General features: G+C 61.8%; 27 protein-coding genes. 4 read left to right on the top strand and 23 right to left on the bottom strand.

Annotated features, from left to right (window positions below; all coding sequences use genetic code 11):
- Positions 1-2 precede the first annotated feature (2 nt).
- From ACSQ26_RS09620 to ACSQ26_RS09530, 19 genes are all read right to left on the bottom strand, one after another.
- Entirely contained in the window at positions 3-1,232 is a 1,230-nt protein-coding gene (locus ACSQ26_RS09620) for an SfnB family sulfur acquisition oxidoreductase (RefSeq protein WP_436008326.1), read from the bottom strand.
- Positions 1,233-1,236: 4 nt separating this feature from the next.
- Positions 1,237-2,496 (bottom strand): SfnB family sulfur acquisition oxidoreductase, encoded by a 1,260-nt coding sequence (locus ACSQ26_RS09615; RefSeq protein WP_436008325.1) that lies wholly within the window; start codon positions 2,494-2,496, stop codon positions 1,237-1,239.
- Positions 2,497-2,518: 22 nt separating this feature from the next.
- On the bottom strand, positions 2,519-3,172 hold the full coding sequence (locus ACSQ26_RS09610) for a methionine ABC transporter permease (protein WP_436008324.1): 654 nt from the start codon (positions 3,170-3,172) through the stop codon (positions 2,519-2,521).
- Positions 3,153-4,328, bottom strand: a complete 1,176-nt coding sequence (locus tag ACSQ26_RS09605) for a methionine ABC transporter ATP-binding protein (RefSeq protein WP_436008323.1) — start codon at positions 4,326-4,328, stop codon at positions 3,153-3,155. The genes ACSQ26_RS09610 and ACSQ26_RS09605 overlap by 20 nt, the downstream gene beginning before the upstream one ends.
- A complete protein-coding gene (locus ACSQ26_RS09600) occupies positions 4,316-5,119 on the bottom strand; it encodes a MetQ/NlpA family ABC transporter substrate-binding protein (RefSeq protein ID WP_436008322.1) in 804 nt (267 codons plus the stop codon). The genes ACSQ26_RS09605 and ACSQ26_RS09600 overlap by 13 nt, the downstream gene beginning before the upstream one ends.
- A 266-nt stretch (positions 5,120-5,385) precedes the next feature.
- Positions 5,386-6,378, bottom strand: coding sequence for an ABC transporter substrate-binding protein (locus tag ACSQ26_RS09595; RefSeq protein ID WP_436008321.1), 993 nt, complete (start codon positions 6,376-6,378; stop codon positions 5,386-5,388).
- Positions 6,375-7,124 carry an ABC transporter ATP-binding protein gene (locus ACSQ26_RS09590; RefSeq protein WP_436008320.1) on the bottom strand — a complete coding sequence of 250 codons (750 nt, stop codon included), beginning with the start codon at positions 7,122-7,124 and terminating at the stop codon, positions 6,375-6,377. Before ACSQ26_RS09590 ends, ACSQ26_RS09595 begins: the two co-directional genes overlap by 4 nt.
- Positions 7,121-7,870 carry an ABC transporter permease subunit gene (locus ACSQ26_RS09585; protein ID WP_436015179.1) on the bottom strand — a complete coding sequence of 250 codons (750 nt, stop codon included), beginning with the start codon at positions 7,868-7,870 and terminating at the stop codon, positions 7,121-7,123. Before ACSQ26_RS09585 ends, ACSQ26_RS09590 begins: the two co-directional genes overlap by 4 nt.
- A 77-nt stretch (positions 7,871-7,947) precedes the next feature.
- Positions 7,948-9,036, bottom strand: a complete 1,089-nt coding sequence (locus tag ACSQ26_RS09580; RefSeq protein WP_436008319.1) for an LLM class flavin-dependent oxidoreductase — start codon at positions 9,034-9,036, stop codon at positions 7,948-7,950.
- 64 nt (positions 9,037-9,100) lie between these two features.
- Positions 9,101-9,601 (bottom strand): RrF2 family transcriptional regulator, encoded by a 501-nt coding sequence (locus ACSQ26_RS09575; protein WP_436008318.1) that lies wholly within the window; start codon positions 9,599-9,601, stop codon positions 9,101-9,103.
- Positions 9,602-9,619: 18 nt separating this feature from the next.
- Entirely contained in the window at positions 9,620-9,973 is a 354-nt protein-coding gene (locus ACSQ26_RS09570) for an ATP-binding cassette domain-containing protein (protein WP_436008317.1), read from the bottom strand.
- Positions 9,970-11,232 (bottom strand): acyl-CoA dehydrogenase family protein, encoded by a 1,263-nt coding sequence (locus ACSQ26_RS09565; protein WP_436008316.1) that lies wholly within the window; start codon positions 11,230-11,232, stop codon positions 9,970-9,972. The genes ACSQ26_RS09570 and ACSQ26_RS09565 overlap by 4 nt, the downstream gene beginning before the upstream one ends.
- 79 nt (positions 11,233-11,311) lie before the next feature.
- Positions 11,312-12,049: an ABC transporter ATP-binding protein gene (locus ACSQ26_RS09560; protein WP_436008315.1), complete on the bottom strand. Its 738-nt coding sequence runs from the start codon at positions 12,047-12,049 to the stop codon at positions 11,312-11,314.
- A gap of 27 nt (positions 12,050-12,076) precedes the next feature.
- Positions 12,077-13,417, bottom strand: coding sequence for an ABC transporter substrate-binding protein (locus ACSQ26_RS09555; protein ID WP_436008314.1), 1,341 nt, complete (start codon positions 13,415-13,417; stop codon positions 12,077-12,079).
- A 96-nt stretch (positions 13,418-13,513) separates the two neighbouring features.
- Positions 13,514-14,569, bottom strand: coding sequence for a branched-chain amino acid ABC transporter permease (locus ACSQ26_RS09550; RefSeq protein WP_436008313.1), 1,056 nt, complete (start codon positions 14,567-14,569; stop codon positions 13,514-13,516).
- Positions 14,570-14,571: 2 nt separating this feature from the next.
- A complete protein-coding gene (locus tag ACSQ26_RS09545; protein WP_436008312.1) occupies positions 14,572-15,453 on the bottom strand; it encodes a branched-chain amino acid ABC transporter permease in 882 nt (293 codons plus the stop codon).
- Positions 15,454-15,462: 9 nt separating this feature from the next.
- Positions 15,463-16,230: an ABC transporter ATP-binding protein gene (locus ACSQ26_RS09540; RefSeq protein ID WP_436008311.1), complete on the bottom strand. Its 768-nt coding sequence runs from the start codon at positions 16,228-16,230 to the stop codon at positions 15,463-15,465.
- Positions 16,230-17,651: an LLM class flavin-dependent oxidoreductase gene (locus ACSQ26_RS09535; protein WP_436008310.1), complete on the bottom strand. Its 1,422-nt coding sequence runs from the start codon at positions 17,649-17,651 to the stop codon at positions 16,230-16,232. Before ACSQ26_RS09535 ends, ACSQ26_RS09540 begins: the two co-directional genes overlap by 1 nt.
- A 249-nt stretch (positions 17,652-17,900) precedes the next feature.
- Positions 17,901-18,743, bottom strand: coding sequence for a LysR family transcriptional regulator (locus tag ACSQ26_RS09530; RefSeq protein WP_436008309.1), 843 nt, complete (start codon positions 18,741-18,743; stop codon positions 17,901-17,903).
- Positions 18,744-18,993: 250 nt separating this feature from the next.
- Here ACSQ26_RS09530 and ACSQ26_RS09525 point away from each other — a divergent pair, with 250 nt between their 5' ends.
- Genes ACSQ26_RS09525 through ACSQ26_RS09510 form a run of 4 tightly spaced genes read left to right on the top strand, consistent with a single transcriptional unit; the run spans position 18,994 to position 22,835 of the window.
- Complete coding sequence (locus tag ACSQ26_RS09525) at positions 18,994-19,977, top strand: ABC transporter substrate-binding protein (RefSeq protein ID WP_436008308.1); 984 nt, start codon at positions 18,994-18,996, stop codon at positions 19,975-19,977.
- A 16-nt stretch (positions 19,978-19,993) separates the two neighbouring features.
- The gene (locus tag ACSQ26_RS09520; protein ID WP_436015177.1) at positions 19,994-20,998 is read left to right on the top strand and encodes a FecCD family ABC transporter permease; all 1,005 of its coding nucleotides are present in this window, start codon (positions 19,994-19,996) and stop codon (positions 20,996-20,998) included.
- Positions 20,995-22,029 (top strand): FecCD family ABC transporter permease, encoded by a 1,035-nt coding sequence (locus ACSQ26_RS09515; protein WP_436008307.1) that lies wholly within the window; start codon positions 20,995-20,997, stop codon positions 22,027-22,029. Before ACSQ26_RS09520 ends, ACSQ26_RS09515 begins: the two co-directional genes overlap by 4 nt.
- An 8-nt stretch (positions 22,030-22,037) precedes the next feature.
- Positions 22,038-22,835, top strand: coding sequence for an ABC transporter ATP-binding protein (locus tag ACSQ26_RS09510; RefSeq protein ID WP_436008306.1), 798 nt, complete (start codon positions 22,038-22,040; stop codon positions 22,833-22,835).
- On the opposite strand, the gene ACSQ26_RS09505 is transcribed toward ACSQ26_RS09510, so the two are convergent.
- The 4 genes from ACSQ26_RS09505 to ACSQ26_RS09490 form a co-directional block, all read right to left on the bottom strand.
- The gene (locus tag ACSQ26_RS09505) at positions 22,807-23,505 is read right to left on the bottom strand and encodes a class I SAM-dependent methyltransferase (RefSeq protein ID WP_436008305.1); all 699 of its coding nucleotides are present in this window, start codon (positions 23,503-23,505) and stop codon (positions 22,807-22,809) included. The two genes, ACSQ26_RS09510 and ACSQ26_RS09505, sit on opposite strands and share 29 nt — an antisense overlap.
- A gap of 385 nt (positions 23,506-23,890) precedes the next feature.
- Positions 23,891-24,487: an excalibur calcium-binding domain-containing protein gene (locus tag ACSQ26_RS09500; RefSeq protein WP_436008304.1), complete on the bottom strand. Its 597-nt coding sequence runs from the start codon at positions 24,485-24,487 to the stop codon at positions 23,891-23,893.
- A 43-nt stretch (positions 24,488-24,530) separates the two neighbouring features.
- Positions 24,531-24,836 carry a hypothetical protein gene (locus ACSQ26_RS09495; RefSeq protein WP_436008303.1) on the bottom strand — a complete coding sequence of 102 codons (306 nt, stop codon included), beginning with the start codon at positions 24,834-24,836 and terminating at the stop codon, positions 24,531-24,533.
- A complete protein-coding gene (locus ACSQ26_RS09490) occupies positions 24,833-25,192 on the bottom strand; it encodes a hypothetical protein (protein ID WP_436008302.1) in 360 nt (119 codons plus the stop codon). The genes ACSQ26_RS09495 and ACSQ26_RS09490 overlap by 4 nt, the downstream gene beginning before the upstream one ends.
- Positions 25,193-25,593: the final 401 nt, after the last annotated feature.

Here is a 25,593-nt window from a genome sequence, read left to right as displayed (position 1 = left end):
GATCAGAGCGCGCCGTGGCGCGGCGGCAACCTGCCATTGAGGTAGAACTGCCCGACGGCCTGGTATTTCCAGCGCACCGGGTCATGCAGCGTATGGGTCCGGACATTGCGCCAGTAGCGGTCGAGACCATCCTCGGCGAGCGTCGATGACGTACCGGAGAGCTCGAAAAGCTTGGTCGCGGCGAGAAGTCCGGCCTTGGTGCAGAGGATCTTGGCCTCGGCAACCGCGATCGATGCCTCGGCGACCGATTGCTCCGTCATACCCGCCTGCGCCGCATCGACAAACCGGCCAGCGCGTTCGAGCGAGGCCTCGGCCGCCCTCAGGCGCAGCCGCACATGGCCGACCTGGTGCAGCGTCAGCGGATCGTCGGCCGCCCGTTCGACGTTGGCGTCGAGCCATGGCCGGGCGCGCTCGCGCACGAAGTCCACAATCTCGCGATAGGCGCCCTGCCCGATCCCGAGATCGATCGCCGCATGGATGATCTGCGCGAGGGGTCCGATCGTGGTGGGTTTTTCGAAGGAGACCTGAAAAGGAATGATCCAGTCCGGCTCGATCTCAACGCGATCGAATGTGACGGAGCCTGAGCCAGTCACCCGCTGGCCGAACCCGTCCCAATCGTCATAGATCGCCACGCCCTCGGCTCGGCGCGGCACCATGGCGAGATATTGCACCGGGGTACCATCCTCGTCGACCACGACGAGCGTGGGAATCCAGTGCGCATAGATCGCGCCGGTGCAATAGAACTTCTTGCCGTCGACGAACCACCTGCCGCCCTCCTTGAAGAGACGGGTGCGGCGTTTGAAGTCCTTGTGGCCAATCTCCGCCAATGCATTGCCGAGGCGTTCGCCGGCAAGGACCCGGCCGTAGAAGAAACGCTTCTGCGCCTCATTGGCACCGACGCGCAGCACTTCGAGCGCATAGAAATGGTTCTGCGGAATCTGCGACAACGAGCCGTCCGCGGTCCCGATGATGGCAGTGACCTTGGCGAGCGTTCCGCTCGATACGCCGGCGCCACCGTATTCCCTGGGCACGGTAATGGCCCAGAGGCCGCTGGCGGTGAACCTGTCGAGTTCATTCCATGGCAGCAGCCTTTCCGAGTCACGGCGGGCGGCACCCGTCGCGAAGTCGGCCGCCAGCCTTTCGGCGGTGCGGATCGCTTCGTAGTCGGTTCGTATCAGGTTGGGTACGCGTGCTGGGGCGGGTGCCGGTGCGGCGATCGGGGCTTCGGTCATGATCTCAGTTCCATTGATGGCGCGTGGGAAAGACACCGTTCAGCTCGTAATTGCCGATCAGGTGATATTTCCAGCGGACAGGGTCATGCAGCGTATGGACGCGGGCATTGCGCCAGTGGCGGTCGAGATTGTGCTTGGCGCGCGTTGCCGAGGAACCGGCCAGGTCGAACAGCTTTTCGGTCGCTTCGAGCGCGATCTCGGTCGTCAGAATCTTGGCTTCAGCGACGGCGACGGACGCCTCGGCGCTCAGCGCGTCGGTCATGCGGCGCGTCGACAGATCGTCGAGAAGAGCGCCCGCCTTGTAGAGCATCTCCTGTGCGGCATGGAGTTCCGCCTTCAGCGCCCCGATCTCGTGGATGATCGTGGGATCGTCGGTGGCCTTCTCGAGCCCGGAATCGACCCAGGGCCGGGCATTGTCGCGGACGAAATCAATCGTATCGTCGATGGCCGCGATGGCGATGCCGGAATCGATCGCCGCCTGGATGAATTGCGAAACCGGACCGGACAATCCAGGACGATCGGCAAAGGACCAGACCGGCACGATGAGCGCTTCATCGACCGGCACGTTGTCGAACTCAACCGTGCCGCTCGCCGTGGTGCGCTGGCCGAAAGAACTCCAGTCGTCGATCACCGTCACGCCGGGAGCGTTGTAGCGCGCCCAGACCTGCACCGCCCTGCCCTCGTCATCGACGGCGCGCGTCGGAATCCAGTGCGCGAAGGTGGCGCCGGTCGAATAGAAGCGCTTTCCCGTCAGGCGGAGACCGGACGGCGTGCGGGTGACCTTGGTCGTGGAATGGCTGACCGCCTTCTTGCCCCGTTCGGGCCCGGCATTGCCGATGCGGCTGCCGGCCAGAATATCCGCATAAATGCGTTCTTTCTGCTCGTCGCTGCCGTATTCGCGGATCACCTGCAGCACGCCGAAATGGTTCTGCGGAATCTGCCCGAGTGCCGGGTCAGCGGCGCAAAGGGTTTCGAACACCTTGCCGAGCGTAACATAGGAAACGTCTGCACCGCCGAATGCGCGCGGCACGGTGATGCAGCCGAGCCCGCTTGCGGTGTATTGCTCGATCTCATCCCATGGCAAGCGGCGATCCCGGTCGCGCTCGGCGGCACCGATGCGGAACCGCCCGGCCAGTTCTCTTGCTACTTCAAGCGCTTCGAAATCGCCTGTGATGACGAGCGGTGCCCTCGGTGGCTGAGGGTGGCGGCGGTTTTCCTCGTCGGCATCGATCGGGGCCAGTCGTGCACGGGCGGAATTGGTCATTGGATTCTCCTTGGTCAGGTATTCAGCGGGCGCGCAGGCGCCGAACCGTGTAGTCGCCGGCAAATTGGACGAGGCAGACCATCGCGATCAGCACTGCCAGCACCACGGCCATCACTGTCGTATCGAAGCGCTGGTAGCCGTAGCGGATGGCCATGTCGCCCAATCCGCCGGCGCCGACCGCGCCAGCCATGGCCGAGGCGCCGATCATGCTGACGATGGTGATGGTGAAACCGCCGATGATACCGGGCAGTGCCTCCGGCAGCAGGACGTGACGGACGATATGCCAGCGCCGGCAGCCGATGGCCTGTGCAGCCTCGATCAGTCCATGATCGACCTCCCGGAGGCTCACTTCGGCGATGCGAGCGAAAAAGGGCGTGGCGCTGATCGACAGCGGCACGATTGCAGCCCAGACACCGATGGTGGTTCCCGTCACGAGCCGGGTGAAAGGCAGCAGCGCCACCAGCAAAACGATGAAGGGCGCGGCCCGGAACCCGTTGATCACAGCGGCGAGCACGCGGTGGACGCGCGGTGCCCGGATCAAGCCGCCTGGAGAGGACAGAACCAGGAACACGGCGAGCGGGATGCCGGCGAGTACCGCGATAATGGCCGAAATTCCGACCATCGACACCGTGTCGAGGAAGGCGAAACCCAGCCGCTCAAACATCAGTGGCGACATAGCCCAGTATCCTTGTTCCATGGGTGAGGAGGGCGAGCCGCTGCTCGACATTGGTGGGCACGCCGCGCGCGGAAAGCAGCAGCCGGCCGTGGACATGACCGTCGATCCGGTCCAGCGTGCTCTGGAGGAGCCTTGCCTCGCCGCCGAGGGCAGCTGCTATTTTCACGAGATCGGGTTCGAGACCACCCTCGCCTGTGAATGTCAGTTCGAGAACCGTGGCGTCACCTGTCTCGCCATGCGGCTTGAGCCGGGCGGCGATGTCGCCGGGCATGTCCCGGCTCAACGGCTGGAGCAGTGCCTTCGTCGCATCGTGAGACGGCTTGCCGAAGATGCGCCAGACCGGTCCGATCTCGGCAATCCGTCCCTGTTCGAGCACCAGAACCTGATCGCAGATCTCGCGGATCACGCTCATCTCATGGGTGATCAGGACAATGGTGATGCCGAGCCGCCGGTTGATGTCCTTGAGCAATTGCAGGATCGACAGCGTCGTCTCGGGATCGAGCGCCGATGTGGCCTCGTCGCACAACAGGATTTCCGGCCGCGTGACCAATGCCCGCGCGATACCGACACGCTGCTTCTGGCCACCCGAGAGCCGCGAAGGATAGGTTCGCTCCTTGCCCTTGAGCCCAACGAGCTTCAGCACCTCGGCCACGCGAGCCTCGATCTCCGGCCGCGGCACGCCTGCGACGACCAGAGGCAGCGCGACATTGCCCCAGACGGTCTTCGCGGAGAGCAGGTTGAAATGCTGGAAAATCATGCCGACCCGGCGCCGGAGCGCCACGAGCGCATTTTCGTCGAAGGCGGCAATATCCTCGCCATCGACAAGAACACGGCCGCCGGTCGGGCCTTCCAGCCGGTTGATCGTCCGGAGCAGGCTCGACTTGCCGGCGCCGCTGCGGCCGATGATCCCATAGATCGTGCCGGGTTCGATCGCGAGGCTGATATCCTGCAGAGCGTGGACTACGCCCGCCGAAGAGACGTAGGTCTTTTCGAGGTTCTCGAAGACCACGCTGCCTTTGTGCTCGGCCGGCACCACCCGCTGCACGGCCTTGCGCGGAGGAACGATGATTGGCTCCGAAGGCTTCGCGTCGGGGGCCGCCGCTTGCGCGGCCCCCGCGTCAATCCTTGGGAGGATATTTCCGATCACTGCAGCCATGGGAGCGTGTAGAGTTTGTTGTCGGCGGCAAACGCTTTGTGAACAGCCGCCTTCACGGCCGGCGAGTTCTGGTAGAGCGTCACCAGTTCCTTGATCGCCGGATCCTCGGCCTTCTCCTTGCGGGTGGTGAAGACGATCGCATATTGCTTGTCATCGACGCCGGAATAGATCAGCCCTGAGCTCGGATCGAAGGCCTTGGCGGCGACGATGAAATGGGGATAGCCGAGCGCCAGATCGACATCGGGCGTCACGCGGGCGAGCTGCGGCCCCTCGACTTCGCTGAAGGTGACATGCTTCGGATTATCAACGATATCATCGAGCGTACCCTTGTAGCCCACGCCGTCCTTGAGCTTGATCAGGCCGCCGCGTTCGAGCAGCAGCAGGCCGCGCCCCTGGTTGACGGGATCGTTGGCGATGGCGACGGTGGCGCTGTCCGGCACCGACTTGAAATCCTTGTACTTCAGCGAATAGATGCCGATATTGGCCAGAATGCCGATGCCCGCCGGCGCCAGATCATAACCGCGCTCGGCAATGGCATTGTCGAGGAAAGGCTTGTGCTGGAAATAGTTGACGTCGATGTCGCCGGCATTGAGCGCGACATTGGGCGTCGTCCAATCGGTGAATTCCACGACTTCGATGTCAAGGCCCTTGGCCTTGGCTTCAGGCACCAGCGCCTCGATCGAATCGGCATAGACGCCCGGCACGACGCCGACCTTGATGGTGGCTGCACTCGCCTGAGCTGCGAGCGCCGCAAGCGTCAGGGACAGCAGGCTAACGAGTTTCAATTTCATCGGTTTCTCCATGATTGATCGCGCTACATTAATATCTATCAAATTTATAGACAAAAAAGATTATGTCAAATTGAGATTGTGCGATGCAATATTTTTCCACACATTCCGCAGCGGCAACCGTGACAAGCGTCCGTCTGAAAGCGAGACACGCGAGGAAGCGTTGCCGCGCGGGGTGCGTGGGCGATGAAGGATGTCGCTGATGGGCCTTCCGACCAAGCGGTAGGCCTCGTCGGTAGGTCGGTCGATCAGTTCTTGCGTGCGAACCCTTATACCCTCACGACGTGATCGGTGACGGTCACGGCTTCAGGCAGCACCTTGCGCTCGGCCAGCCAATTCGCCGCATTTTGGAACTTTACCAGGAAGGCCTCGTCGTCGACGGCATAGGGCACGTACTGGCGCTTGAGGGAGACGAAGTGATCACGCACCGCCTCGGCATATTTCAATCCTTCCTGCGCGATCTTTTCGGCCTCGGCATTGTTGGTGCTCGCCCACTCGGCTTCGGCGACGATCGCTGCGTTGAACGCACGCACGAGATCCGGGTTCTGCTCGGTGAAGTCGCGCCGCGTCAAATAGGTGTTGAAGTCGATCTGGAATGGCAGGTCGCGCTCCTCGAGGAAAATGTCGTGCGCCTTGTACTCGACGCGCGCGATATCCACGCCCGGGCTCCACATCGACCAGGCATCGACCTTGCCGGCGGCAAGTGCCGGGGCGGCATCGGGAGGATTGAGATAGATGAAATTGACCTTCGAGCGATCGATGTTGTTCTTCTCGATCGCCGCGACCACCAGGAACTCACCAAGGCCGGAGCGGTTGACCGCAACCGATTTGCCGACCAGGTCTTCGATCTTGTCGATGCCCGATCCATCCCTGGCGATGATCGCCGTGGTACGCGGCGAATAGATGAAGAACTGTGTGAAGACCAGCGGCGAACCGGCAATGATCGCCGCCAGCGCCGGAGTCGTGCTGCCACCGAAGGCAAAATCAGCCGTGCCGCCGGTCACCGCCTGCATGGTGGGCGCATGGTTCGGGAAGGGGCCGACCCATTCGACAGTGATGCCCTGGTCCTTGAGGCTCTTTTCGAGCTGCCCGCGCTGCTTGGCGATGTAGGTCAGGCCGAAATTGCCCCAGGTCAGACGTAGCGTGTCGGTGGTGCGTCCGGCGCCCAACGCCACGCCGCCCGAGAGCCCAAGCGCGCCGACACCGGCGAGCGAGGTCGCGAGGAAGGCGCGGCGGGTAGGTGTCAAAATACGATTGGTCATCGGTGCAGTTCCCTGTTCGTGCTTGTGGTTTGAATGATGTCCGGCGCGCTCTCGACGCCGAGCTCACCGAGAAGCGTCTGCCTCAGGGCGCGCGGCGTGAGCCGGTGCGAAAAATGTTCGGAAGCGATGGCCCCATCGCGCATGACCAGGATGCGGTCGGCCAGCGTGATGGCCTCGTCGACATCGTGCGTCACCAGCAACACGCCGGGTTGATGACGGGCGACGAGATCCTTGACCAGACCATGCATGCGGATGCGGGTCAGCGCGTCAAGCGCGGCAAAGGGCTCGTCGAGTAGCAGAAGCTTCGGCTCCTGCACCAGCGCCCGCGCCAACGCCACCCGCTGGGCCTGGCCGCCCGACAGATTGCGCGGCCAGTCGTCTAACCTATTTCCAAGGCCGACCTCGGTCAGGGCTGCCGCCGCACGGTCGCGTGCGTCCTTGACCCTCAACCCGAGCGTGACGTTGCGCCAGAGCGAATCCCAGGGAAGCAGGCGGTGCTCCTGAAAGACCATTGCCGGGCGGCCCGGCACCTCGATCGACCCTGCCTGGATCGGATCGAGCCCGGCAAGCGCCCGGAGCAAAGTCGTCTTGCCGCAGCCGCTTTCTCCAAGAAGTGCGACGAACTCGCCCTGCCCGATCGTCAGATTGAGATTCTCGATGACAGTGCGCGCGCCATATGTCCGTCCGAGACCGGACACGGTGACGGCCTTCTTGCGGAAGATCGACAGAGATTGGTGCGGGGTCATCGCGCAGCTCCGAAATTCGGATGCCATGAGAGCAGCGACCGCTCGAGCCTGCGCGCGATCACGTCGGCGCCGACCCCGATCAGCGCGTAAATGACGACCGTGAGCACGATGACGTCGGTGCGCAGGAATTCCCGCGCGTCCATGGCCAGAAAGCCGAGGCCGGATTGCGCGCCGATCGTTTCGGCGACGACGAGCGCCAACCACGCGGTGGCGAGCGAGAAGCGCACACCCGTCAGGATCGAGGGCATCGCACCCGGCAGGATGATGCGCCGGATGAGTTCTCTGGTCGTCAGACCCTGCACGCGGCCGAGTTCCACCAGTTTTGGATCGACCTGTCTTATGCCAAGTGTCGTGTTGACATAGATCGGGAAGCCGACGCCGAGAGCCACGAGAAAAATCTTCTGTGTCTCGCCGACGCCGAACCAGACGATGACAAGCGGCAACACGGCCAGGAACGGGATGGCGCGCACCATCTGTACGCTTCTGTCGATGAAAGCCTCGGCCAGCCGCGAGAAGCCAACCAGCGTTCCAAGGACGAAGCCGATGCTGCCGCCGATCGCAAAGCCAACAGCCGCACGCGTCAGGCTGACGAGCAGATCGTTTGCCAGGGTGCCCGAATAGCTCAGCTTTATCGCCGTCATCAGCACCTTACTCGGCGCGGGCAAGACATAGGGTTCGATAAAGCCGAAGCGCGCGAGCGCCTCCCAGATGATCAACAGGACGATGGGCGCAATCCAGGAAATCATCAAGAGCTGCGTCTGGCCGAGCGGCGCACGCGACCCCTTCGAACCTGCCGTATTCGCCGTGATCGTCAGGGTCTCGCTCATGAAGCACCCCTTCTGGCAAGAGCTACGGCACGTGGCGAGGCTTCGAGCGCACGAACGCGTGGGATCACTTCCTCGGCGAAGCTCCGCATTTCCGACCGGAGCGGCTGCATCTGCAGCATGAAGAGTTCGACGCCCGCCTCATGGAATGCCAGTATCCGTTCGGCGACCTGATCGTAGGATCCGACGAGACCCGCCGCCGTACCGCCATTGGTGCCGACCCGGACATATTTCCTCATGGTCTGGAACATCACGGCCTTGGGATCGGCCTTCTTGCCCTGCAGGTCGTGGACATCAGCATCCCTAGCGGCAAGTGCGAGCAGATGATCGTGGGCGTCCTGTGCTTGCCTTTCAGTCTCGCGCGCCACGACGAAGGCCGACAGGCCGTAGCGCAGCGGCGGCCCTTTGCGCGGCCGGCTGCGCACGTCCGCGATCAATCCAGTGACCTCGGCCAGAGGCTGGCCGTTGATGAACCAGACGTCGGCATGATCCGTCGCCAGCGCTCGTGCCGGCTCGGACTCGCCGCCGATGTAGAAGGTCGGCCGTTTGCGGTTGGGTGACTGCGGCGTCAGCTTGTAATCGGTGATCTTGAAGTGCTGCCCGGCATGGGTCACGGTTTCACCGGAGACCAGCCGCTTGACGATCGATGCCCATTCGCGGCCAAGCACGTAGCGATCGTCATGCTCGCCAAAGGGAATACCGGCCTTCTCGAACTCGGATGCATTCCAGGCATTGATCAGGTTGATACCGAAACGGCCGTTCGAGATGTTCTCGATTTGCAGGGCCGCCTTGGCGAGGAAGACCGGATGGGCGATATAGGGCTTGATCGCGGCAATGATCTCGATGCGTTTGGTTAACGCGGCCAATGCGGCGGCGCCGGTCCATGCCTCGAGCTGGTCATGATCCGGCAGATGCGGATTGACCGTGTGTTGAGCAAGCAGCGTCGAATCGAAACCGAGTTCTTCCGCCTCGAGAACCACGGCCTTGTTGTGCTCCCATGAGGCGTCAAAGGGTTCGTCAGGATCGCGTAGAGCAGCGCGGGGCCCGTGGACGGGCGCCCAGACTCCAAACCGGATTACATTGGTCATCGGACAGTTCCCATTTTGTCTTACGCCGCCTTCATTTCCATGATTTTGCAGCTGCTGGCGCGGGCTACTGCTGTGCGAATTCCTCGATCTCGCGCTCGCGTGGATCGGCTCCGATCAGGTCGATATTGTCATCTCCGCCACGAACCAGCAGGGCGTTTCCAATCATCTGTTCCAGGGTCAGTTCGTCGAGAATTGCCGACATGGCGTCTCTCACCTCGGTCATTGCCTTGCGGACGAGACAGGTACCGGGGTCGGCGCAATCCTCGCATTGTTCATAAGCGGTGCGACTGGCGCATCGGATCGGAGCCAAAGGGCCGTCAATGACTCTTATCGCGTCACCGATTCGGATCTCGGATGCCGGCCGAAAAAGGGAATAGCCGCCGATCGATCCCTTACGCGACCTGACGATACCGGCATTGCGAAGGTCGGTCAGGATGTGATCGAGAAACTTCTTCGGGATCTGGTTCGACGCCGCAATTTCGGCGCCCAACGCCCTCCCGCCCTCGGGTAGATGCGCCAGCGCGATGAGGGCTTTCAATCCGTATTTGGCTTTTTTGGTCAGCATGCTGGTGACGACACTCGGTTATCGCGGAATCGGACGGCGGCCATGACCGCAGCCTGATACAAATAGACATATGGCAATAAATCCATGCGTCGCTATATTGTCAATTAATTTTATAGATTTTATATCTTCCGCCTCAGCGCGCAGTTGCCCGCCCTGGAAGTGGGTGATGCGTTCACCGTCGAAGAGGACATCGCCACCGGTCGGGCGCTCAAGCAGGTTGATCAGCCGCATCAGCGTCGATTTGCCTGCGCCGGATGAACCGATGATGCCGAATATCTCGCCCTGCTTGATCGTGAGATAGATCTCCGGGAGCGCGCGCGTCAGTCCATCCCCGACGGCAAAGCTCTTGGATATCCGTTCCAACCGGATCATGATTTGTCAGATCCCGATCCCGATCCCGACGCCGCCGGCGCTTCGCCGATGCGCCACTGATAGGGCGGCGGCGTGCCATTGACAGCGAAATCACCAATGATGCGGTCCTTGTAGATGCGCGGATTGTGCGACGAGAGCGTGCGTGCATTGCGCCAGTGACGGTCGAGCGCGATCGGCTTCTTGGTCGAGGAGGCGCCGAGCGCGTCGAAGATGATCGTCGAGGCTTCGAGGATGAGATTGGTGACGACGGTCACCGCTTGCGACGTCTCCAGTTCGGCGATCGCATTGGCCCGTTCCTCGGCGTCCTCGTCGCCGGTAAAATGCGACTCAAAGGCCCGCTGGAGGGATTGTGCGACCTGGAGAACAATGGCACTCGCGGCATAGGCATTGCTGCGTATCCGCCCCACGACCTGCAGCACCTGTGGATCCTGGCTCGAGCGCGGTCCGGCACCGTTGGTGTAGGAGCGCGTGCGCGAGGCAACCGCAGCCGCCGTCTCGTTGGCAATCGAGCGGCCGATGCCGGCGAGCGTGGCAAGATGCACCAGCTGATAGAACGCCGCGCCGTAGCGGAATTTGTCATCGTCGACAACCACGTCGCTGGGATCGACGGCCACATCGGTGAACGTTGTTGTACCGCTGGCGGTCAGGATCTGGCCGAAGCCGTCCCAGTCGTCGATGACGTTGACGCCCGGATGATCGCGCCGCACCTGGATCGTGATCCCCTCGCCTTCGAGGCCGGTGGCGCCGACATCGATCCAGTCGGCGTAAAGCGAGCCGGTCGTATAATATTTGGTGCCGTTGACGACGAGCCCGCCATTCCTTTGCGAAATGCGCGTGGAGAATGCTTCCTGGCTCGCATTGCCGATTTCCGTCCAGGCATTGCCGGCGATCTCGCCGCGCGCGATGCGCTCCGTCCACCGCTTGCGGCTCTCGCCGGCCTGCCTATTAACGACGTCTTCGACGAAGCCGAAATGGCCGCGAAGTGCCTGGGTGATGTTGGAGTCTGCTTCCGATAGCTCAATCAGGATGTTGGAGAGTTCCGAAAGCGTGGCGCCGAAACCGCCCTCGGCTTCCGGCACTCGAAGTGCACCGAGACCAGCTTTCTTCAGCTTCGCGATCTCTGCATCGGGGAGTTTGCGCGTCAGCTCGCGCTCGATTGCGCCTTTGGCGATCTCGGCGAAAGTCGGCCGGAAGCGGGCCGCGAGTTCTTCGTAACGGGCACTCGGACCAGCGCCCCAGGCCAAATCGATCTGTGTCATGCATTCATTCCCTGAGGTTTAGGCTACAAGCTCCTCTGAGCAGTAGTCAGTTTGGTTTGGTGGCTTTTGCGCCGCCAAGCTAGAAGTCGTGAACATCCTCGCGGGCGCGCACCTCTTCCGCCGTGCCCGACAGGACAACCCGGCCGGTTTCCAGGATGTAGGCGTAATCCGCATAGCGCAGCGCCAGGTTGGCGTTCTGTTCGGCCAGCAGGAAGCTGACGCCGGATTGCTTGTTGAGCGTCCGGATGATCTCGAAGATTTCCTGCACGATGATCGGGGCGAGCCCCATTGAGGGCTCGTCCAGCAGGACGAGGCTCGGCTTGGTCATCAGCGCCCGGCCGATCGCCACCATCTGCTGTTCGCCGCCGGATGTCAGGCCGGCCTTGGTGCCGCGCTTGTCACGCAGACGCGGAAACCAGGTGTAGATCTGCTCGAGATCGCGATGCAGTTCGGCCCGGCGCGGCTTGCGGACGAAGCCGCCGGCGAGGATGTTTTCCTCGACGGTCAGTTGCGGGAAGCAATGCCGGCCTTCGAGCACCTGCACCACGCCTTTTGCCACCAGCCTTGATGCCGAGAGGCTGCTGACCGGCTCGCCCTGCCAGAGGATGCTGCCGCGGCTGACCTTGCCGCGTTCAGGTCCGAGCAGGTTCGAGACGGCCTTCAGCGTCGTCGTCTTGCCTGCACCATTGGCGCCGAGAAGGGCAACGATCCTGCCCTCCTCGACCTTGAGCGACACGTCGCGGACAGCCAGGATCGCCTGACCATAGAGCGCTTCCATGTTGTTGATCTCGAGGAAGCTTTTTGCCTGTGTGGTCATGAGATGATCCCGTCTGCCCGGCTTCGTTCAGTTCTGTGCTTCGCGGGGCGTGATGCCCTTTTCCTTGGCGTAAGCTGCCGCCTTGGCCTTGATCACATCGGCAAACAGGGTCGGGTCCGCCTTGATCCAGTCGGTCCTGGTGTCCCAGCTCTCGCCGTTCCACTGGATGATCTTGGCGGCGATGGTTTCGCCCTTGTGGTTGTCGATGGAGGTCTTGAGCGGGCTGATCAGATTTTCAGCGCCGAGTTCGGCTAGACGCTTCTGATCGATGTTGAGGTTTTCGAGCGCCCACTGGCCTTCAGCTGCCGTCAGCGGACGATTGCCGAACTTCTTGTGGCCGGTACGCAGGGCTTCGACAAAGGTGATCGCTTCGATCACGCCGTAGTTGTAATAGACCGTACCGAACTTGGTGTTGTCCTTGAGGTCGGACTTGCCGGCATCGACAATCTTTTCCTTGAGAGTCTTGATGATGTCGTAATCCTTGCCCGGCGGGAACACCGAGACGGCGAGATAGCCCTTGGCAACGGCGCCGGCCGGACGCGCATCGTCTTCCGAGCCGCTCCAGATATCGCCGATGATCCGGTTGGCCGGGAAGCCGACGCGGGCGGCGGTCTTGATCGCCACCGGCGTCATCACGCCCCAGCCGCGCAGGAAGACCCAATCGGCGCCCGAGCGGCGGATCTGCTGCCACTGCGCCTGCTGCTGTTCGCCAGGATGCGGAACGGGTATCTGGATGTCCTCGAAGCCGTATTTCTTGGCCAGGATGCCGAGCGGCTCGATCGTGTCGCGACCATAGCCGGAGTCGTGATAGAGCGTGGCGATCTTGACGCCCTTCACCTTGTCGTAACCACCGGCCTGCTGGGCGATGTAATCGACGATGATCTGTGCTTCGCTCCAGTAGTCGAACACCAGCGGATACTGATACGGGAAGACGCGGCCGTCGGTGGCGATGTTCTGGCCGCCGCCGGGGCTGACGATCGAGATCTTGTCGACACGGGCCTTGTCGGTCAGCGCCACGTCGAGGCCGCTCGAATGCGGGTAGATCATGGCGGTCAGCGCGCCGTTATAGCCATTCTTGTAGCGTTCGTAGCACTCGATGCCGCGCTCGATCGCATAGGCTGTCTCGCATTCCTGCACCAGGATCTTGACCCCATCGACGCCGCCTTCGACCTCGTTGATATAGCGCAGGTAGTCGATATTGCCGGCGCCGAATGGGATGAACGACGGAGCGTAAGGTCCGGTGCGGTAGGTGAACAGCGGATAGAGCTGCTGGCCCTTGCCGTCTTCGGCGAAGGATGGCCCGCTCATCAGTGTTACCGCCATCGACGCCGCTGCCGCGAGCGTCAGGGTCTTCTTGAGTAATGACATTTTGCACCCCCTAGTGCTGGGTTGAGGAAATGGCGCCGATGCTTGGGAGGAAGGCGGAAAACCCGGCGCCATATGCGATCCGCCCTGACTGCGATTTCAGCCGATGGCTTTCCCGGGACCGCGAAGAGCTCCCACCCCGCGCCGTATCAGGCTGGTCAATCCGTCCGGCTCCTTGATCAGCAGGACGATGATGATGGTGCCGAAGATGATGCGCTGGATATTGGCGAGCGCGCCCTGGTCGGCGAGGAACGAAAGATCGAACACCAGCGACAGCCGGTCGAGCAGGATTGGCGTGAGCACGATGAAGGCGGCGCCGAGGAAGTTGCCGTAGATCGTCGCCACGCCGCCGATGATGACGATGAACAGGATCTGGAACGACTTATCGAGATTGAACGTATGGGCGTCCGAAGTGCCGAGATAGGCGAATGCCCAAAGCGCGCCTGTTATGCCGAGGAAGAACGAACTGATGCCGAAAGCCAGCAGCTTTCTACGAGCCACGCGAATACCGATCACCGACGCGGCGGTATCCATATCCCGGATCGCCATCCATTCGCGGCCGACGCGGCTCTTGACGATGGCAAAGGCAAGCGCGATCAACAAAGCCGTCGTAGCGATGACCAGATAATAACGCCCAGTCGCGGATTGCAGGTCGTATCCGAGAATCTGCAAGCGCGGCGCGGAAATCGTCAGCGACTGGCTTTCGTTCGAGAACCAGCTGAAATTGGTGAACAGCCATTCAAAGAAGAACTGCGCGCCGAGGGTCGAGGCGCCGAGATAGAAGCCCTTGATCCTGAGCGACGGCAGGCCGAAGATCAGGCCGGCAGCGGCGGCGAGCAGACCTGCGAGGATCAGCACCAACGGCAACGGCAGGAACGGCGCGCGCAACAGCAGGTTATAGGCCGAGAACGCGCCGATCGACATGAAGGCGGCGGAGCCGAGCGATACCAGCCCGGCATAGCCCATGAGAAGGTTCAGGCCGATGCCGGCGAGCCCCATGACGACGGTCGGGATGATGATCGAGCTCAGCCAGTAATCGTCGGCGATTGCGGGGACCGCAAAGGCTGCGACCAGGCCGATGATGACCGCCACCGTCGCGGCATTGAAGGGCTGGCGGGCCGTCGTTGCAATCGCGGGTTCCTGAAGCGTGGTCATGATCAGACCCTCTCGATTTCACGGTCGCCGAACAGGCCTGCGGGGCGGATCAGCAGGAAGCCGACGGCGAGGATGTAGGCGAACCAGGTGGAGACGCTGCCATTGACCAGCGGGCCGATGTAGATGTCTGCAAGCGCCTCGGTCGCACCGACCAGCAGGCCGCCGATAATGGCGCCCGGGATTGAGGAGAAGCCGCCGATGATCAGCACCGGCAAGGCCTTCAGCGTCACCAGCGACAGCGAATATTGTACGCCCTGGCGCGAGCCCCAGACGAGACCGGCAACCAGCGCCACGATGCCCGCAACGCTCCAGACGGTGCGCCATATGACCGGCAGGCGAATGCCGATCGACTGTGCCGCAAGCGTATCGTCCGCCACGGCGCGCAGTGAAATCCCCATGCGCGTCTTGTTGAATACGATGGCGAGGACAACGACGAGCGTGAGCGCGATCAGCGATGCAATGATATCGAACTGGCTGACGAAGATTCCGCCGATATCCATGGCGATGTCGGGAATGCCGATATCCAGCATGTGGACATCCATACCCATCAGCAACTGGGCAAATCCTTCGATGACGAAGCTGAGGCCGAGCGTCGCCATGAAGAGAGTGAGCGCATCACGGTTTCTGAGCGGTCGAAGTACGAGCCATTCGATCAGGATGGCCATCACCACCATGACCAGGGCCGTGATGACGAAGGCGACCGCGAATGGCACGCCCTTTTCGATCAGGGTCACGAACGTCAGCGCCGAAAACAACAGCATCGCGCCCTGGGCGAAATTGAACACACCCGACGCCTTGTAGATCAGCACGAAGCCGATCGCGACGAGCGAATACATCACCCCGGCAAACAGACCGCCGACCAATGTTTCAAGAAAATAGGACATTGAGAAACCTCAGTGGACGGTGCCGAGATAGGCGGCGATGACATCGGGATTGTTGCGCACCTCATCCGGCGCGCCATCGGCGACCTTGCGGCCGTAATCGAGCACCACGACGTGGCTGGCGAGACTGAGGACGATGCCGACATCGTGTTCGATCAGCACGACCGTGGTGCCGAACGCGCGATTGACCTCTCGGACGACCCGGCTCATTTCGTCCTTCTCCTCCTGGTTCATCCCTGCCATCGGCTCGTCGAGCAGCAGCAGTTTGGGCTCGGCGACCAGTGCGCGCGCCAGATCGACGCGCTTTTGCAGCCCGTAAGGCAGGGTGGAGACGATCTTTTCCGCATGGCGATCGAGCGCGAGGAACGAGATGATCCGCTCGGCGCGGGCAAGGAAGTCACGCCGCTCTGCGCCGTCGCGGCCAATGCGGAGGATATTCTCGATGAAACTCGCTGAGCCGTGGCGAGACAGGCCCGCCAGCACATTCTCACGCACCGAAAGCCTGCGGAACAGCGCATTGTGCTGGAACGTCCGGCCGATACCGAGGAAGGCTGCCTTCTGCGGATGGATGGCCTCGAAGCGCAAGCCATCGAACACGACATCGCCGGAATCCGCCCGATAAACTCCGTTGATGACATTCAACAGCGAACTCTTGCCCGCGCCATTAGGCCCGATCAATGCGCATATCTCGCCCTTTGCGACGTTGAAACTCAGCGCGTTCAGCGCGCGAACGCCTTTGAAGGACAGCGAGACATCGTGGAGTTCGAGCATTCCGGCCATTACGCCCCCACCGATTTCAAATGCGGCTTGCCAGCAAGTTCGGCATCGCGGCGCTTGACGGCCTCGATATCGCGATAGGTGTTGGCGGGATGGCTGGCCGGCAGATAGGGCCCCTCGCCAAACAACTTCTCGCGCAGAGTTCCGGGCTTGTAGGCCTTGGGATAGACGCCGCGCTTCTGAAGTTCCGGCACCAGCAGATCGACCGCGGCCTCGAAGCTTTCGGGCGTCACGGCATAGGCGAGATTGAAGCCATCGACGCCGGTCTCATCGACCCATTCCTGCAGGATGTCCGCAATCGTGGATGGCGAACCGACGAAGACCGGACCGACACCGCCGATGCCACCCCATTTTGCCAGCTCTTCCACCGTCCAGGCCTTGTCCTTGCCGGCGAAGTGCTCGACCATCGAAACGATGGCGTTGGTCTCGACTTTCTTGAGCGCGTCGGTCGGGGCATATTGACCGAAGTCAATGCCGCTCCAGCCCGACATGAACACCAGCGAGCCGTCATAGGACGTATAGCTCTGATATTCCTCGAAGAGCTTCCGGGCCTTCTCGTCGGTCTCGCCGATGATCAGGGTCGTCAGATTGTAGATCAGCACCTTGTTCGGATCGCGCCCGGCGGCGGCGGCTTTCTGGCGGATCTCCGAAACATAGGCCTTCAGGAGAGACTTGGTCGGCGCGCCGACGAAGACGCATTCGGCATGGCTGGCGGCAAACGCCTTGCCAGGTCCGGAGGCGCCTGCCTGGTAAAGCACCGGCGTGCGCTGCGGCGACGGTTCCGAGAGATGATAGCCGGGAACATCGAAGAACTTGCCCTTGTGGCCGATCTCGTGAACCTTGGTCGGATCGGTGAAGATGCCGCGAACGGGATCGCGCTGGACAGCGCCCTCTTCCCAGCTTCCCTCGAACAGCTTGTAGAGAACCTCGACATATTCGCTGGCGACTTCATAGCGGTTGTCGTGGCTCTTCAGGCCTGCCTGGCCGACATTCTTCGCACCGCTTTCGAGATAGGAGGTGACGATGTTCCAACCCACACGCCCCTTGGTATGATGGTCGGCCGTCGCAAGTCGGCGCGCGAATGTGTAGGGATGCTCGAACGAGGTCGATGCGGTGATGCCGATCCCCAAATGCTCGGTCGCCAGCGCGATGGGAGCCGCAAGCTGCAACGGATCGTTGACCGGGATCTGCGCCGCCTGCTCGATGGCGTGATAGTTCGATCCCTTGTAGACGTCGTAGTAGCCGATCACGTCGGCGATGAAAATTCCGTCGAAAATACCGCGTTCGAGTGTCCGCGCGAGGTCCTGCCAGTAATCCAGATCCTTGTATTTCCAAGATTTGTCGCGTGGATGCTTCCAGAGCCCGGGCGACTGATGGCCAACGCAGTTCATGTCGAAGGCGTTAAATCGGATGTGTTTTGTCATGTCCGCTCCGGCAGCTTTGTTTGTTCGGCTTGACGGGTTTTAGGCACACGCATCCAGTTAATCTAGTAAATATATATTTTTGATGTACAATTAATGAGAATAATTTTCTCCGTGGGCGGCACGCCCAGGCAAGACACCACGGCGCTCACCCGTTGTTAGAAAAGCAACCCAAACGCAATCCAACGCTACTTTTTGCGGGCTTGCAGGCTTCCACATATCGACATAGATCGCCATCGGACAGGCATCCGATCAGGTCTCCCGCCACGTCAAGAGCCATTGATTGAACCCGTGGGCCATGCCGTTGGGCGTGGGTCCGGAAATCTCATACGCACCGACAATCGGGTTAATATGCGGGCAAAGCACGATGAGTTGCCCTTCCCTCAATTCCCGCTCGATCAGGGACGGGCTGGCCTGCCCGATCCCGAGGCCGGTCAAGCATGCATCGATCGATGCCTCATCCGTGTCGAAAGTGATGCTGCCGCCATTGGGCCGGAATGCGATATCAGCGGCATCGCACCAGCGCCGCCATGACCATGCATCCGCGGTATCGAGCAGGACAGGCAGATCAAGCAGCGCCTCGGGGTTCATCGATGCCGCAGCCCTGCCGATCAGGAGCGGCGAGCAGACGGTAACCGTTCTATCGAGAAGAAATGCAGATGGAAACCGAGCTTCATCGGAGCCTCGGCTGTAGGCAATCCTAATGTCGGGAACATCGCTGGCACCGAGCGCAAGCGATTGGATGCTAAGATCGACGTTCCGGTTCTCCGTCAGATATGAGCCAAGCCTCGGAATAAGCCATCGTCGGGCAATGGTGATCGGAGCCTGTACCACCAGGCGCACGCGATCCGGCAGGAGCGCACGGGTGCCATTATCGATCGTGGCGAGAGCTGCATTGACATGGATGAGATACTGCCGGCCGGCATCGGTGAGCAATATCGCGTTGTGCCTGCGATGGAAGAGCTGGATGCCAAGAGCGTCCTCAAGCGATTTGATCTGCCGGCTGATCGCCCCCGGTGTGAGGTGCAATTCCCGCGCGGTCAGCGTGAGGCTGCCTGTGCGTGCCGCGATCGCGAACGCGGGTAGCGTAGCCAACGGAGGCAGTTTGGGATCGGATTGAGAATTCCTCATGCCGGCGTGAGAATCTTTCGCTTGCAATTAACTTGACTGTATCTATCCACAATCCACCGAGCTGACAAGAATGATCCGGGAAGTCTCAGATTGATGAACGAAATCCGAACTCGTCCGTCTGTGCTGCGCCAGAGCGCAGCATGCATTTCTTGCAACGGCATGTGCCGCGAGCGCGACGTCACTGTCCATGCTGACCAAATATAGGGAGAGAACCATGTCTTTTGATTTTGCGCTGTCGAGCAGGCGTATTGTGCTGTCCGGCATGCTGGCCGCCTGCGCTGCCGGCATCGCTCTTCCGGCACGCGCCGATGACGCTACGATCAGCGTGACCGACGACCGCGGCATCGAGGTCCGGGTTCCGGCGCAGCCGAAGCGAATCGCCTCAATCTCGTACTTTGCCGATGACGTCGCGCTCGCGCTCGGCATCAAGCCGGTCGCCAGCACCTATATGGTCGACGGTCGCCCGCCCGAGTTCCTGCTTGGTCTCACCAAGGACATGGTGCAGATCGGCCAGCGCGCCAAGCCGAATCTCGAACTTCTGTCGGAAGCCAAGCCGGACCTGATCGTCGCGATCCGCCGCTACACGGTCGGCAACGCACCGCAGCTCGAAAAGATCGCGCCCTACGTCGCCTGGAACATGGAACTGCTCGACGGCAGCGACAAGGAAATCGAGGCGCTGTCGAAAATCCTCGGCAAGCCGGAGCGCGGCATCGAACTGAACAAGGAGTTCCGCGCGCACCTGGCCGAAATCGCCGCCAAGGCTTCGAAGGATGTCCATCCGCGCTACGCCATCATGTGGGGCGGCGAAGTGCCGTTCGCATTCCATGACGAGAACACCTCCGCGTCCATCGTCAATGCCATCGGCGGCGAGAATATCGCGGGAGCCATGAAACCGGGCGGCGAGTTCGGCATCGACCTGAGCCTCGAGACGATGCTCGAGAAGGACCCCGAGGTTCTCTTCATCTATGATTATGGTCCGGATCGGCCGCACGAGAACAATCCGATCTGGAGCCAGCTGAGCGCGGTCAAGAACAACAGGGTCTTCTATGTCGGCGACCAGTGGGTCGAAACCAACGGTCCGATCGCCCGCGAAATCGTGTTGCGCGAAGCCGCCCATTACCTCTATCCCGATCTCTTCCCGGAAGTGGATGTCCGGGCCGAAGCCGCAAAGCTGATTCCGGCCGCGGTCCAGAACTGACGAGTTGACCGCGACGATGGACGCCCGGAAATCCTCGACAGCCGTCGGCCTCATCGTCGTCGCGACAGTGTTGATCATCGTCGCCGGGCTGCTGCCCGGCGCGAAAATGCTGTCGATAGACGCCGTTCTCCGGGTGCTCGTTGCTCCTGACGGCAAGATCGAGTCGATCCTGGTCTGGACGCTCCGGCTGCCGAGGAGCCTCGCCGCAGCAACCGCCGGCGCAGGTCTCGCCGTCTCAGGCTATATCCTCCAGTCGCTGACGCGGAACCCGCTTGCCGATCCCGGCATCACGGGTGTCACTGCCGGGGCGGTCGCGCCGATCGTCACCTGCTTCGTTTTCTTTCCATGGGTTTCCGGGCACCTTTACCCGTTTCTCGGGCTCGCCGGAGGACTTGCGGCGGCGACCGTGACCTTCTGGGTCGCACGCGGTGGCACGGGCCACCCGCTGCATCTTGCGCTTGGCGGTATCAGCATCTCGTTGTTTCTCGGGGCCATCACCGTCTACGTCCTGCTGCTGGCCGGACCGCAGTCGACTGCTCTGCTCTTTTGGATATCGGGTGGGTTTGCTGGACGGAGTTGGTCCCAACTGCTCCAAATGCTGCCATGGGTGGTTCTCGGCGTTGCTGGGGCACTCGCGCTCAGTAGAGTGATTTCCATGTTTTCACTCAGCGATCACGCAGCGACCGGTATGGGCGTGCAGCTCAATCTATGGAAGCCAATGCTCCTCCTGCTCGGCATCTGCCCGGTCGCGGGCGTCGCTCCCGTCGCGGGACCGGTGGCTTTCGTCGGTTTGGCCGCTCCCCATATCGCGCGCCTTCTTCGACCAAGCGGAACGGGCTGGGAGATCGGCCTGGCCGCCGCGATTGGATCGCTGATCGTAACAACAGCCGACTTGATCGCCCGCACGATCGCCATCCCCAAGGAGCTCCCAGTCGGTATCATCACCGCGCTGCTTGGCGGCCCAATCTTCGTCTATCTCATCCAGCGCGGCCGGTTGGATTTCAGGAGTGAGGGCGCATGACTACCAACGCCCCTGCCATCGGCCGGCCGAGCCCCTGGGTCCTCCCGGCTGCCATTGCGCTCGTGCTGATTTCCTTTCTGGCGGCGGTGTTCCTCGGCATCGTCGACATTCCCGCGCGCGACGTTCTGTCGGCGCTGACCGGGAGTGGTTCGCCGGAAGCGCGCTCGATCATACTCGACATTAGACTACCAAGGATTGTGACAGGCATTCTCGCAGGCGTTCAATTCGCGCTGGCGGGCCTGCTCCTTCAGACCATTACCCGCAACCCGCTCGCCGATCCTTCGCTCATGGGCGTCTCGCAGGGGGCCACCCTGACGGTGACGATGTTCCTGCTGTTCACGGTCTATCTCGCCAATCCGGACTCCCATTCCGTTAACGAGCTGCCCATCGCCTGGTTGCCTCCGGCCGGAATGGTGGGCGGCATGATCGCAGGCGGCATCATTTATCTCCTGGCCTTTCGCCTCGACCTCAGTCCGCTCAGGGTCACGCTCTGCGGCATCGCCGTCGGCGCCGTCATGCACGCCGTCGCCATCGGCCTCATCGCCGGCTGGGGGTCGGCGCGCATTGAGATCATCCTCGAATGGATGTCCGGCAGCCTCTATGCCCGGACCTGGGATCACGCACTCTTCCTGCTGCCGTTCACCGTGGTCGGCCTCGCGATACTTCCCTTGATCTACCGCCCGCTTATCCTTCTCCGGTTCGACGCGGCCGTGGCGCGCTCCTTCGGGCTTTCCTATCGAAGGCAGTTCTCTCTGGTCCTGCTGGTGTCCTGCGCACTCGCCGCAAGCGCCGTCGGCGCGGTCGGTCCGATCGTGTTCGTCGGCCTCATCGTGCCTCACCTGGCACGGTTTCTCGCCGGGCGGCATTTTCCGTTGGTCCTTCCGCTCACCATCGTCCTCGGCGCGGTCATCGTCACGCTTGGCGATTTGATTGGCCGTCTTGCCGGTGGGGCCGAGGAAGTCCCGATCGGGGTCGTCACCGCCCTCATCGGTGTCCCCGTCCTGCTCGCGCTTCTGCGCAAGATTCCTTGAGATCGTCCATGCCCCTTTCTTGCTCGCAATTGTCGGTGGACTACGGTCGCAGAAGGGCATTGCACGGCTTTTCCCTCGCCATGGAGAAGGGGGAAATCCGTGCGCTCATTGGCCCGAACGGATCGGGAAAGAGCACGGCACTTCAGGGCCTGGCCGGACTGATCAAGCCATCGGAAGGAAGAGCCGACATCGAAGGCGTCGCGGTCGCGTCGATGTCGAGAAAGGCCATCGCGAAGAAGCTCGCGTTCCTGCCGCAACAGCCGGTCGCCCCGGACGAAATGACGATCGCCCAGCTCGTCCGGCAGGGCCGCTTTCCCCATGTCGGGCTGTTCCGCTCCTATGACCGCAGAGACGAGGAGGCTATCGAGTGGGCGATCGAGAGCACGGGACTAACTGGTTTTGCCGACAGGACGCTTCAGGAGCTCTCCGGTGGAGAGCGTCAGCGTGCCTGGATATCGGCGGCACTGGCGCAGGAGGCCGGCATCCTTCTGCTCGACGAACCGACTTCGTTCCTCGATATCGGATACCAGGTCGAAGTTCTTGACCTCGTCCATCGTCTCAGTCGCGAGCGTGGGGTGACTGTGATCATGGCGATCCACGACATCAACCAGGCGATTGCGGTCAGCGACCGCATCTCCCTGCTGGAGAAGGGCGAGTTGCGCTTCGATGGCGAGCCGAAGGCGCTCGCTGAAAGCGGGTTGATCGAAAAGACGTTCCGGGTGAAGGGGCGGTTTGTCGAGGTCGCTCCCGACAAGCCGCCGCATTTCGACGTCGAGCTTACGAAGTTGAGCCAGTCGAATTCTTGACCAGCCGGAAGACGATCTTGGTCCGGGTATAGTAGTCGAGCGCGTCCGCGAAATCAGGCGTCCAGCCGTCCTCGATAAACGGAATGAAGCCGTCATATTCCAGCTTGCGGCCGGAAACCTCGAAACCCGCCTTGGCGAAAGCGCGGCCGTAATCGGAAATCGAGCGATCCTGCACGACGGTGTTGGTGCGCTTGGCGACCAGTTCACGCCATTTCGGCCAGAGCGGATTGTCCGTGTGGCAGCCGGTCACGGCATAGTAGACCCCGCCGGGCTTCAACGCCTTGAAGATATCGGCGGCATGGGCGTCGATATCCTCGACGAGATAGATGACTTCATGGCTGATCGCCAGATCGAACTCATCCACCCAGCCTTCCAGTGTTCCGCCGACTGCGTGCTGGACAGGCATATTGCCCTTGAAGGCCTCGGCTTTGGCGACGGATTGCGCTGCGATATCAATACCGAGCGCCTTACGGAAGGGCCTGATCGCATAGAGATGACGCAGCAGGCCACCTTGATTGCAGCCGAAGTCCAGAACGCTCTTCTGAGACAGATCGCGTTCCACGATAAGATCGATCAGATGCCGCCAGATGGGCGCGTGGCCGTCGGACATCCGGTCTTCCGCATCCGGATCGACATACCACGTGGTGATGGTGTTGGCGGCCTGACTCATTGGGTTCTCCCATGCGATTCCCTTGAGCTGGTTACTTAGGGCATGGCGAGTTGTGCGAACAGCCCAAAGTGGCCGTACAGTGTGGCAAACGCGATGTCTGCTTTTTTTGGCGCGTTGCGGAGTGACCACAGGAATAGCAGACTGACTGCTTCTAGAAATTAAAGCGGGTGGCGTGTACGACCGGCATGCAAGGCGCATGCCGGCCAGTGGACAGCTATCTCAAGCCCGGCAGCCAGTGCAAAATTGCAGTGCGTGCCGTCGATGGAGAGGCCTGGTTCAAAACCTGTCACGCGCCGGAGAAGTCCCTTTGACAAACCCCCGCCGGGGTGGATGGCGCCTGCCTAATCCATCCCCCCTACCCCTCTGGCTGCCCATGGTCCGACGACTATTCGCAGCCCACACCATCGTGGTCGCGATCCAGTTTCGGCTGGTAGCCGGGATCGCCGGCGTAGACTGGCGCCGCTCCAGCGGCGCGGGCGGCGGCACAGTTCGGGAATGGCCCGCTGACCACGCTCTGTTCGTCGGACTGCTTCTTTCGTGCGGCGACGACGGTCAGCGGCTTGGCCGATCCGCCCCATACGTCTTCCAGCGTCGCGGCCGGGCCGCACCATGCCTGAAGGCGATTGAGCTTGGCGGCTGCGCCCGGCTGGTAGGGAAGCGCATGTCCTTCGGCGATCAGCGTCTTGCCGACATTGGTGCCGCCAGCAAAGACCTTCGCGAGCGTCCGTCCATAGCGGTCGCGGCCAGTCGGCTTGAACGTGACCTCGTCGCTGTCGAGTAGTTGGCGCAGCCGTTCCTTGGCGTCCAGCGCCTTGACCAGTTCGGCTTCACAGCGCGGCTGGTAGCTTTCAGGCGTGTCGATCTCCACGATGCGGATGGTCTGGCCGTCGATCTTGATCGTGTCGCCGTCCACGATGTTGACGCCAGCGAGGGCCGGTGTCGCGAGTGCGGCGATTGCGGCTGCGAGCAAAATTCTTTGCAAAGTGTTTTCCTGATGGTTTGATGGATGTCGGGCGGTCGCCTGATCACCAGCGCTTCGTGGTGTCGAGGGCGTCTTCCCAGATCGTGACTGTGGTTTCGAAAGTCCGCCCAATGAAGAGCGCAACCGGCCCGACGACGCTGGCGGCGGCGCTGACGACCGTCACGAAGCCGTAAAAAGCAGGGCTGGAATTATATTCCTTGGCCATTTCGCTGATCATCAGCCAGTAGAACAGGGCGAACATCAGCGGTCCAAAGATCGTGGCGACGACGCCGAAGATGCCGTAGTCGGTCAGGTGCTGCGTCGTTATGGTCTTCGACGCGATTCTTGTCCTGGGTTCCGTGGTGCTCATGGCTTCACCGCCTTCACCTTTGCAGGGCGCGGCGGCGCGGCCTTTACGACAGTGATCTGCTTCCAGCCAGAGATCGTCATGCACTGCTTGTAGAACTGCTCCATGGCGATGGCGTTGCCGATGGCGTTGCCAAGCTGCGCGCCAGCCACGAAGCCGGGCGAGCCTTGGGCGTACATACCCTGCGCCACGCTGTTGGACTGCATCCGGCACTTGGCGTCGGCGATCTCCAAGACGTCCCCCGGCGCGAACTGCGTCCACGTCTTCGTCTTGGTGGCCTGCGGCCCATTCGGGTCGCCGGTCTGGCAGCCAGCCAGCATCAGCGCCGCGCAGGACGCGACGATCAATTTCATGTTCATGCGTAGTCTCCAGTTAGCCCCGAAGGCGGTCCGGCTGTAGTTGGGCGACAATGAAAAACGTGCCGGTGTTATGGTGGCGCCATGCGCGTCGCGCACAGGCTCGGGGCCGCGCCATTTGCTGCGCGGTCCCTCGCATGCATGGCGATTGGCTCATGAGTATTATGGGCGCCCAGCCCTCATGAGCTTCCGCCGCAACTCCGATAGCAAGTTTGGAAATCCGCCGATTGCTCGGAGCTGCCAATTGCTTGGCGATCGCTGCCAAATGTGCGCTCTATGCCGTTATGACCGCGAAGGATGTCGCGCCGGACCTGAGGCGCGGAAGTGCGTGAAGCCGATAACTCCTTCGAAACCCACCCGCTACGACAGCGCCGACTATCGCAAAAACGAAGAGCACAACGCCG

Source organism: Rhizobium sp. LjRoot254, assembly GCF_964254105.1.
Classification (GTDB): domain Bacteria; phylum Pseudomonadota; class Alphaproteobacteria; order Rhizobiales; family Rhizobiaceae; genus Rhizobium_E.
This window is presented reverse-complemented; position numbering and strand designations above follow the sequence as displayed.